The sequence below is a fragment of the Loktanella sp. DJP18 genome (assembly GCF_049310965.1).
Taxonomy (GTDB): domain Bacteria; phylum Pseudomonadota; class Alphaproteobacteria; order Rhodobacterales; family Rhodobacteraceae; genus Loktanella.
The window spans coordinates 1-3,867 of record NZ_JBMERN010000214.1; the positions used below are offsets into that span (position 1 = coordinate 1).

Genomic DNA, 3,867 nt, shown 5'->3' on the forward strand with positions numbered 1-3,867 from the left:
CAGGTCTGCGCGGTCATTTTTCCAGATGCGGCAGCAGGGCATCGGTCAGGGTGCGGCGCGAGCCTTGCGTCGACTGGACCACACCGCATTTCTCGATTTCATCGAGGATGACGATCGGACCGGCGTGGCGCTCCCGCAGGATCGTCTGGATCAGCTTACCGGGCGGTGCACCGCCCCATCCGCGTTGCGCTTCTGCAAGTGAGAACGATGCGGGCTCGCCCGTCTCCTCGATCATCGTCGTCGGCACCCCGAGGTGATGTGCCAAGCGCCGCGCCCAGAAGCTCTTGCCGATGCCCGGCGCGCCGATCAGGATCAGTGGGTTGAACCGCAAGCCAGGTAACTCATCCTGGGCGGAGGCCCGTAGGCCATGCCAGACCAACTTAGTGGCCGGCGCCATCCACGGCATCTCGGCATGCAGGGCCGCTGCGATCTCGTCGGCCTCATGCTTCGTCGCGATCCGCGCGTCATAATCTCAAACGCCTTATTTCGCTGGGCTTCGTGGTGATCCCGACTGGGTTCGAACCAGTAACCTGCCCCTTAGGAGGGGGCTGCTCTATCCAATTGAGCCACGGGACCACATGCCTTCATTGCCTTGAAATGCACGCACCGTCAACGCGGACGGTGGGAGGCTTGGACAACGGAACCTCGGAGGGATATTGATGTTCGTGACACAAGAGAATGGATGAGACCGTGATCAAGCCGCCCCGCCGCCCGATGACCCTGCGAGACGTCTCAGAAGCCTCTGGCGTCAGTGAAATGACGGTAAGCCGGGTCTTGCGCAACAAGGGGGACGTCAGTGCGGCAACGCGCGCCAAGGTGAAGGACGCAGCCAAGCGACTGGGCTACGTGCCGAACCGCATCGCAGGGTCACTGGCGTCCAGTCATGTCAACCTTGTTGCCGTCATCATTCCCTCTCTCAAGAATATGGTCTTTCCCGAAGTCCTGTCCGGAATTTCCGACGCGCTGGACGGCACTGCCCTGCAACCGGTGTTCGGGGTGACCGAATATCGGCCCGAGAAGGAAGAGAAGGTCCTTCTTGAAATGCTGTCATGGCGCCCGGCCGGCATCATCATCGCGGGGCTTGAACATTCCGACCCGTCGCGCGCGATGCTGGCGCAGGCCGGGATTCCGGTGGTCGAGATCATGGACACCGACGGCGACCCCATCGACGCCTGTGTCGGAATCTCGCATCGGCGGGCCGGTCGCGAGATGGCCGAGGCGATCATCGCTGCAGGCTACCGGCGCATCGGGTTCATGGGGACGCAGATGCCTCTCGACCATCGGGCCCGCAAGCGGTTCGAGGGCTTTACGCGGACGTTGGCCAAATCCGGGATCGAGATCACGGACAGGGACTTCTACGCCGGCGGGTCGGCCCTGACAAAGGGAAGAGAGATGACGCAGGCGATGCTGGAACGGCATCCGGATCTTGATTTCCTGTATTATTCCAATGACATGATCGGGGCAGGGGGCCTGATGTATCTACTGGACAAGAATGTCGATATCCCCGGCCGGATCGGACTTGCGGGCTTTAACGGCGTCGAGCTTCTGGCGGGGCTGCCGCGTCGGCTGGCGACGATGGACGCCTGCCGCTATGAGATCGGAAACCGTGCGGCAAAGATCATCGCGGCGCGCGTGGCCGGGACCGATCCGGGCGAAGAGTTGGTTCAGCTGATCCCGCGGATCGAACTGGGTGACACGCTGTCGCGGATTCGCCCAGAGGCCTTGTAACGGTCCAGAAAGCCCGCGATCCGGTCCAGCGGCATCGCCTTTCCGTATAGCCAGCCCTGCGACAGGCTGCACCCCTTTTTCAAGAGCCAGTCTTGTTCGGCCTGCGTCTCGACGCCCTCGGCCAGGACGCAGATATCAAGGCTGTTGGCCATGCCGATGATGGCACCTGTCAATTTCTGAAGCTCTTCGTCGGTGTCGATGTGCCGCACGAAGGTCCGGTCGATCTTGATCTGCGACACCCTGAACTTGCGCAGGGCGGCAATCGCCGCATGGCCGGTGCCGAAATCATCCAGTTCCACCACGAAACCGGCTTCGACCATCGCCTTCACGTTGTCGAGGAAGTGGCTTGTGCGCTCGTCCAGCAACGTCGACTCCAGCAATTCGATCCTTAGCCGCTGCCGCGCGGCTCCGACTCTCTGCAACGCTGCCTCCAGTCGTTGCAGCAAGCGGGGGTCGCTGAGCTGTGCGGTCGACATGTTGATGCTGACGCTGAGGTCCGAGGCCCCATGATCGTCAAGCCAGCGCAGCGCGTGGCAGGCGGCGTCCATCATCAGGGTGTCTAGCGCGTCGGTCAGGCCCGCCCTTTGCGCCACGTCGAGGAACTCTCCGGCGCTGAGCAGGCCGCGGCGCGGGTGCGTCCAACGCAATAGCGCCTCGAACCCGATGCAGCACTGACGCGATGCGTTAATCTGTGGCTGGAAATGCGCTTCGAACTCATTGCGTTCCAGTCCCACCTGCAACTCGCGCGCCAGTGCGTTTGCCGTCAGGACGTGGTCGCGCATGTCGCTTTCAAAGAACTGCGCCACACCGCCAAGCTTCTTGGCTTCGTAAAGCGCGAGGTCAGCCGCCGTCAGCACCGTGCCCCGCGCCGTCATGCCGGCGTCCAGCTCGAGAATGGCGATGCCGACCGATGCCCCAACATGCATGAACTGGCCGGCGTAGCCGATCGGTTCCATGATCCGCGAGATGATCTGATCCGCGAAGGCACCGATGATGGAACGATTTACGGACATCCGACGCACCACGATGAACTCATCGCCGCCGACCCGCGCCGCGAATTCGCCGGGCCCGACAGCGCTTTCCAGTAGGGCGGCGCAATGTTTCAGGACATGGTCGCCGGCCTCGTGGCCATAGACGTCGTTCACGGCCTTGAAGCGGTCAAGGTCCATGTGCAGCACGACGACACCTTCATCGCAGGCCAGTCCGTCGGCGGCATGCGCGATGTCTTCCAGCAGGTTGCGTCGGTTGCGAAGGCCGGTCAATTCGTCGGTGACGGCGAGCCTGCGCAGGGCATGCTGCTGTTCCTTCATCTGGGTGATGTCGACCCGCATGCCGACGCGCCCGCCGTCCGGGGTCGGGCGCTCCACGATCCGCAGCCAACGCCCGTTGGACAGTTTCTGCTCGAAACCGTCAGGGATAAACCGATGGTGCAGCAGCCGTTTCGCCAACCATTCGTCCTCCCGACCGATGGTTTCGGCATATTCGCCGTTCTGCAGACCGAACCGCAGAATATCCTCGAACCGGGTCCCTTGCTGCATCATCGGGGCCGTTTCGGGATAGAAGATGCGATAGGTCTCGTTGCAGATCACAAGACGATCGTCTGCATCATACAGCACGAATCCATCCGACAGCGCATTGATCGCCGTCTTCATCTGCCGTTCCGCGTCATCCGCGCATTTGAGGGCAGTCAGCGTTTGCGTGACGTCCTGAGCCAGAATGACGATAGATCGCTCTTTGTCGGGCATGCGCATGATGTCGACGTCATAGATCTTTGGCCCCAGCCCGGTGACCCTGATGCGGATCAGTTTGCGCCGGATGCACGCAAACCGGTTCAGGACACGTGCGACGACAGGTGCAGGCAGGTCGGGGATCGCGTCCATCACGGTGACGCGCTGCAATTCCCGCATGGACTTGCCGATCGCGCTGCGGGCATGACCGTTGGCTGCAACGATGCGCAAATCCTTCGCATTCAAAACCAGAATCGCCTGACACGAGTTTTCGAACAGCGGCAACAGGATGTTCCTGCCGATGATCTGCTGAATCGCAGTCAGCTCTGCATTCTGAACAGGATCTACTTGCATAAAAACTCTCGCGCACGGGTGAGGCGACGTTAGGCGTCACGCGTGAATCAAGCTTTAA

3 protein-coding genes and 1 tRNA gene are annotated in these 3,867 nt (G+C 61.7%); 1 reads left to right on the forward strand and 3 read right to left on the reverse strand.

Translation table 11 applies throughout. From position 1 onward, the window contains the following. Positions 1-13: 13 nt before the first annotated feature. On the reverse strand, positions 14-331 hold the full coding sequence (locus tag ACOI1H_RS23990; protein WP_422440714.1) for an AAA family ATPase: 318 nt from the start codon (positions 329-331) through the stop codon (positions 14-16). A 168-nt stretch (positions 332-499) separates the two neighbouring features. Then, positions 500-576: transfer RNA gene (locus ACOI1H_RS23995), tRNA-Arg, on the reverse strand. Positions 577-714: 138 nt separating this feature from the next. Between ACOI1H_RS23995 and ACOI1H_RS24000 the strand changes: the two genes are divergently transcribed. Next, entirely contained in the window at positions 715-1,728 is a 1,014-nt protein-coding gene (locus ACOI1H_RS24000; protein WP_422440717.1) for a LacI family DNA-binding transcriptional regulator, read from the forward strand. On the opposite strand, the gene ACOI1H_RS24005 is transcribed toward ACOI1H_RS24000, so the two are convergent. Then, entirely contained in the window at positions 1,665-3,809 is a 2,145-nt protein-coding gene (locus ACOI1H_RS24005) for a putative bifunctional diguanylate cyclase/phosphodiesterase (protein WP_422440716.1), read from the reverse strand. The two genes, ACOI1H_RS24000 and ACOI1H_RS24005, sit on opposite strands and share 64 nt — an antisense overlap. Positions 3,810-3,867 lie beyond the last annotated feature (58 nt).